This window comes from Micromonospora sp. BL4, from assembly GCF_003667505.1.
In the GTDB taxonomy this organism is placed as follows: domain Bacteria; phylum Actinomycetota; class Actinomycetes; order Mycobacteriales; family Micromonosporaceae; genus Micromonospora.
Genome location: NZ_RCVJ01000255.1, coordinates 1 through 5,943 on the forward strand (window position 1 = coordinate 1; position 5,943 = coordinate 5,943).

Annotated in this window: 5 protein-coding genes; 2 read left to right on the top strand and 3 right to left on the bottom strand. The window is 74.5% G+C overall.

Annotated features, from left to right (window positions below; all coding sequences use genetic code 11):
* The first annotated feature begins 247 nt into the window (after positions 1 to 247).
* Complete coding sequence (locus tag EAD89_RS29705) at positions 248 to 1,861, top strand: hypothetical protein (protein WP_121677991.1); 1,614 nt, start codon at positions 248 to 250, stop codon at positions 1,859 to 1,861.
* Positions 1,862 to 1,988: 127 nt separating this feature from the next.
* Positions 1,989 to 3,383 carry an NAD(P)/FAD-dependent oxidoreductase gene (locus EAD89_RS29710; RefSeq protein WP_121677995.1) on the top strand — a complete coding sequence of 465 codons (1,395 nt, stop codon included), beginning with the start codon at positions 1,989 to 1,991 and terminating at the stop codon, positions 3,381 to 3,383.
* Between the two features lie 21 nt (positions 3,384 to 3,404).
* On the opposite strand, the gene EAD89_RS29715 is transcribed toward EAD89_RS29710, so the two are convergent.
* The 3 genes from EAD89_RS29715 to EAD89_RS30620 form a co-directional block, all read right to left on the bottom strand.
* Positions 3,405 to 4,193, bottom strand: a complete 789-nt coding sequence (locus EAD89_RS29715; RefSeq protein WP_121677992.1) for a nucleotidyltransferase domain-containing protein — start codon at positions 4,191 to 4,193, stop codon at positions 3,405 to 3,407.
* 60 nt (positions 4,194 to 4,253) lie between these two features.
* Positions 4,254 to 5,600: a hypothetical protein gene (locus EAD89_RS29720; protein WP_121677993.1), complete on the bottom strand. Its 1,347-nt coding sequence runs from the start codon at positions 5,598 to 5,600 to the stop codon at positions 4,254 to 4,256.
* A 5-nt stretch (positions 5,601 to 5,605) separates the two neighbouring features.
* Positions 5,606 to 5,943 (bottom strand): hypothetical protein (locus EAD89_RS30620; RefSeq protein WP_199733690.1); only part of this gene is annotated, 338 nt, incomplete at its 5' end.

A 5,943-nucleotide genomic window follows, 5' to 3' on the forward strand; every position in this document is an offset into this window, starting at 1 on the left:
CCGTCTCTGTCCGCCCGTCCCTCCCTTCCTCGGTCGATCATGGAGTTGTGGTGGGTGACAAGAGCCGCGGATCAGGGTCATCCGGGCACCACAACTCCATGATCGACCGAGGAAGGGAGGGACGGGCGGACAGAGACGGGGCGGGACTTCGCACCGGGCCGCCTCGGCGGTAGCGTTGCGCCACACTCCCGGCCCGCGGGGCGGTAGACCGCCGGCGCTGGCGCCCCGATCGTACGGAGGATGGTGCATGTCCATCGGCGCTGAGCCGCTCGCAGCACGCGACGATGCGGCCTCGCGGCCGAGCTTCGAGCTCACGCTGCGCGGCTACGACAAACGCCAGGTCGACCGACACCTGGAGCAGCTCGACGGTCAGATCGCGATGCTGAGTGGGGAGCACGGGCGCTCCGCCGTCCGGGTCCGTGAGCTGACCGCCGAGGTGCAGCGGCTGCGCGCCGAGCTGGCCGAGCTGCGCGAGCAGCCGGTGCAGGTGGACCGCGCCTCGTTCCAGGATCTGGGCCCGATGGTCGGCGAGATCCTGGCCCTCGCGGAGAAGCAGGCCGCCATGATCAGCCAGTCCGCCACGGACCTGGCCAACGAGCTGCGCGCCGAGGCCGAGCGAGTCCTCGCCGACACCCGCGAGCGGGCCGCGCAGGCGCGCCAGGACCTGGCGGAGGAGCTGGCGGCCCGGCGCGCCGAGCAGGAGCAGGCCCACGAGGAGCGGCGCAGCATGGCCGAGGCCGAGCTGACCGCGATCCGGGAGCACGCGGAGCAGCTGCGCGCCGAAGGTGAGGCCGCCAACGAGCGCGCCCAGAACGAGGCGAAGCGGATCACCGAACAGAGCGCGCAGCAGCTCAACCAGACCCGGGTCGCCGCCGACGCGCTGATGAAGTCGGCCCGTACCCAGATCCAGCAGGAGCTGCAGGCTGCCCGGGCCAAGAGCCAGCAGGAGCTGGCCCAGTGGCAGGCCGGGATCGAGCGCGACGTCAATGAGCGGCGGACCGTCGCCGAGCAGGAGATCGCCGAGCAGCAGGCCGCCGCGGAGCGGGAGTTGGCCGAGCAGCGCAGCGCGACCGAGCAGCAGATCGCCGCGCTGCTGGCCGAAGCGCAGCAGCACGTGACCGACCTGCGCAACCGGGCCGACGAGCAGGCCGCCACCCACCAGGAGCAGCTCGCCGCCCTCCAGCAGGACATCGAGGAGCGCCGGCAGGAGTCGACGCAGCTGCACGCCGAGCTGGAGTCCGCCCAGCAGCAGCTCGCGGAGGTGCGCCAGGAGGGCGAGACCCTGGAGAACGAGCTGTCCCGGTTGCAGCAGCGGCTGGGTGAGGTCCGTCGGGACCTCACCGCCGAGAGCGCCCGGCTGGACGAGGCTCGGCGGGCCGGAGACTCCGCCGAGCGGCACGCCAAGGACGTCCGGGCCCGGGTGCAGCGGGAGGCGAAGCGGGTGGCCGACCTGGCCGCCGCCGCCGTCATGGCCGCCGCCGCGGGTGGCACGGAGACCGCCGAGTACCCGATGGTGGGCAACCGCTCCGGCGCCGAGCGACCCGGTGCTGAGCGGCCCGGTGTCGAGCGGCTCAGTGTCGAGCGGCCCGGAGTCGAGCGGCTCAGTGTTGACCGGCACAGCGCCGATCGGCACGACGACCAGTCCGGCAACGACCAGTCCGGGAGCGACCGGCCGAGCGACGACCAGCCCACGGAGGACCCGGCAGCGGCTGCCGACCGTACGGCCGCTGCGGAGGAACCCACCGCGGACGTCGACCCGACCTTCACGCGACCCGGCGGCACCGGCGAACCGGCCCCCGTGCCGTTCCTGCCCTTCGGCCAGCCGGTCAGCGAGAACGGCGCCGCCCGGCACTCGGCCTGAGGTGGGTCCGGCCCGGAGTTGGCGGTTCTGCTCGGAACGGGGGCCGGTGGGTCACCGGAGCTGACAGGCTGGTCTGGCCGTCGTGCTCCCGCGGCGGCACCGGCCCGGCGACCGTGAGGAGCACCCGGTGACCGACCGACCGGAGGAGTTCGACCTGCTCGTCGTGGGCGGCGGCAAGGCCGGCAAGACGTTGAGCATGGACGTCGCCCGATCCGGCCGGCGGGTGGCGATGGTCGAACGCGGCATGATCGGCGGCAGCTGCATCAACGTCGCGTGCATCCCGACCAAGGCGCTGGTCACGAGCGCCCGCGCCGCCCGCCAGCTCCGCGGCGCGGCCGCACTCGGCCTGGTGGTCGAGGGTGGCCGGGTCGACGTGGACCTGCTGCGCGCCCACAAACAGGACGTCGTCGAGGGGATGGTGGCCGCCAACCGGCAGCAGTTCCTCGACTCAGGCCTGCACCTGGTGATCGGTGCGGCCCGGTTCGTCGGCCCCCGCACCGTACGGGTGTCGGTGTCCAACGGTGGCGAACGGCTCCTGCGCGGCGCCGACGTGGTGATCAACACCGGCACCCGCCCGCACCTGCCGTCGGTGCCCGGGATGGCCGAGGCCTCGGTGCTGACCAGTGACACCCTGCTGCACCTGGACCGGCTGCCGGGCCGACTGGTGGTGCTCGGCGGTGGCACCGTCGGGGTGGAGTTCGCGCAGATGTTCGCGTCGTTCGGCAGTGCGGTGACGCTGATCGAGGGTGGCCCACGGCTGCTCACCCGCGAGGATCCCGACGTCGGCGACGCGGTGATGCGGATCCTGCTCGACGACGGCATCGACGTACGCGCCGGCACGACGGTCGCCCGGATCGACCGCGACGCCGACGGCACGGTCCGGGTGACGCTGGACGACGGCAGCCTGGTGACCGGGGACGACGTGCTGGTCGCGGTCGGCCGCGAGCCGGTCACCGACGGGCTCGGCCTGGACGCCGCCGGCGTGCGGTTGAACGACCGTGGCTTCGTGGCGGTCGACGAGTACCTGCGGACCAGCGCCGAGCGGACCTGGGCGGCCGGAGACGTCGCCGGAACCCCGCAGTTCACCCACGCCTCGCTGGACGACTACCGGATCATCCGGGCGAACCTGGCGGGTGAGCGGCGCAGCACCGCCGGGCGGCTCATCCCGTACACCGTCTTCACCACCCCGGAGCTGGCCCGGGTCGGTGTCACCGAGACCGAGGCGCGCCGCGCCGGGTACGACGTCCAGGTGGCCCACCTGCCGGTCGCCGCGATCCCCCGGGCCCGCACCCTGCGCCAGACCGAGGGGATGTGGAAGGCGGTGGTCGACGCCGAAACCGACCAGATCCTCGGCGCGGCGTTGCTCGGCGCCGAGGCAGGTGAGGTGATCACCTCGGTGCAGCTGGCCATGCTCGCCGGGATGCCGTGGACCGCCCTGCGGGACGCGGTCATCACCCACCCGACGATGACCGAGGGCCTCAACCTGCTCTTCGCCTCGCTCCAGTCCCGCCCGGTGCGCTAGTCGGCGCCGAGGGTCGGCTGGTCAACGCCGCTGGTCTCGGGGCTGGCCGGCGATCTCGGCGCGGACCCGGTGCTGGAAGGCGCGCGCCTGCGTGCCGGTGGGCGGCGGCCCTCCGTGCCGCGCGGCGACCGCCCGACCGATCACCTCGGCCGGGTCGCCGGCGTCGATCAGGCGCCGCCCGGCCTCCACCTTGGACAGCCAGACGCCGTCGCGGTGGCGCACCAGGGATCGGCAGGCGCCGAGCACCGCGTCCTCCGCGCCGGGCGTGGGCCGGTCGTCCGGCGGCGTCGGCAGGGCCAGCCACCAGGACAGCGCCTCGATCAGCAGGCGGCGCAGGTCGGCCGGGGTCAGGTCGGCGAAGACCTCCCCCGCCGGCGGCCCGAGCAGTGGCAGACCGCTCTGGTGCAGGATGCTGCGGTCCAGCCCGTACCAGAACCGGCCGTCGGCCGCCGGCCGGTCGGCCGGGTCGAGGGTGCGGCGGAACGGCATGCCGGACCCGGTGTTCAGCTCGACCTCGAAGCCGGGCTCGGGGCTGCCGGCGGCGGCCACCTCCCGCCGGTAGACGACCAGCTCCAGCCCGCGTGCCGGGCAGGGCAGCGCCTCGTGCCGCAGCCGCGCCACCAGCGCCCGCTTGTCGGCCTCGCTCAGCGGCCCGGCGCAGAGCAGCGCCACGTCCACGTCGCTGCGGCCCGGCTGGTACGCGCCAAGCCCCACCGAGCCGGCCGCGTACGCGCCCACCAGGTCGTCGCCGAGCACGTCACGGGCGGCGTCGACCAGCTCGTCGAGGTAGCGCCGAAGATCAGAATCCACGCCTCATCCTCACCCCCGCCCGGCACCGCCGCGGAACCGGGTCGCCCGGTCGTCGGCGGCCTACCCGGCGTAGAGGAGCAGCAGGCCGGCGACGGTGTAGGCGACCATCAGCGCCAGCAGGGGGAGCTGGCCGGTCACGGCCCGGGCCCGGGGGAACAGGTACAGGGCGCGGTCGTGCGCGAGCAGCGTGCCGAGCAGGTGCCCGAGGATGATGACGGTGATCTGGAGAGTGGCCACCCCGGACGGCGTGACCAGGCCGGTGTGCGGTTCCCAGCCGGCGGTGCCGAACCAGTTCGCGCCGGTGTCCAGCGGGTCGGAGAGCAGCGCGACGGTGCGCTGACCCTCCAGGATCAACAACGAGTAGTAGTGGGCCACCAGGTAGCCCACGGCGATCGGCACGATGGAGTGGGCGAGTTCGCCGGGCAGCCCGCGGGCGTCGGCGCCGGCGGGCCCGACACGGCCGATCCGGGTCGCCGCTCCGGTGGTGACGAGGTACGCCGCGGCGACGGCGGCGATGACCAGGATCAGCCCGGCGCTGCCGGTGACCACCGGGGGCAGGCCGTTCTCCTGGCTGAAGCGCAGCCAGGCCGGCGCGTTGGAGAGGCTGTCGAACATGGTCGACCCGAGCAGCACGATCACCACGGCGACCAGCCCGGGCCGGGGCCGCAGCCCGGCGATCCCGTCGAGCGGGTTACGCCACACCAGCACGCCGTCCGCCGCGCGGCCGACCGGGGCGAGGTGGCCGACCAGCGCGCTGTACACCTCGAACGGGTCGGCCCGGTCGAACCAGCCCGCGCCGAACAGCGCCGCCCCGGCGAGCATGAGCACGGCGTACCCGGCGAGCCAGGCGGTGATGACCGGCAGGGTGGCCCGGTCGGGCGCGACCAGTTCCAGCCAGACGAACCCGAACAGGGCCACCGCCGCCGGCCAGAGCCCCAGGCCGGCCGGCAGCTCGCGCAGGCCGCGCTCCGGGTCCCGGCGCGCCGCCAGCGCGGCGAGCACATGGGCGGTACGCAGCGGGTTGACCGCCCGCCAGACGGGGCCGAGCAGCAGCGACACGGGCACCAGCCCGACCCAGAGCAGCACGTAGAGCACCCCGGCCGTCGGGTTGTCCGGCGTGTCCGGCCCGGCCAGCAGGCCGAGGCAGAACCAACCGGCGGCAAGCAGGCCCAGCCCGTGCAGGACCCACCGGAAGGCGGGCGCGTCGACGAGTCGGGCCAGCGGCTCCGGCACGGGCCGTCCGCCGGTCGCGTCCCGGTCGAGCCGCGGCTCGCGCCACAGCAGGCCCAGCGCGAGGAACGTGACGACCAGGGTCAGGGCGGCGGCGACGACGAGCTGCGGCAGGGTGATCGGCAGGTCCTGACGGCCGCCGACGCCGTGCGCCAGCACCGCCGGGGCGCCGGTCATGGTGCTCAGCGGACGACGAGCTGGAAGAGCACCAGCTCGGACTCGTGCGTCTCCACCTCGAACAGCCCGGTCTTCTCGGCGCGGAACTCCACCGACGCGGGCGTGCCGGCCGGCAGTCGGGCGCCCAGGTCGTAGCCGTGCACGTGCAGCTCGTCGGCGACGTCCGAGGTGACCGTGATCCGGACCAGCTCACCCTTACCCACGGTGACCCGCCCGGTGGGTGGATCGACCCGCCGCTTGGCGATCGTCACGGTGATCTGCCGGTCCACCGCCGGCGTGCTGGCGCTGGGTGTGGGACTGCCCGACGGTGTGGCCGCCGTGGTGGCGCTGGGCGGTGCGGCGG

Coding starts and splice junctions, on each gene's coding strand:
- EAD89_RS29705 (WP_121677991.1), top strand. CDS start 248: ATGTCCATCGGCGCTGAGCCGCTCGCAGCACGCGACGATGCGGCCTCG.
- EAD89_RS29720 (WP_121677993.1), bottom strand. CDS start 5,600: ATGACCGGCGCCCCGGCGGTGCTGGCGCACGGCGTCGGCGGCCGTCAG.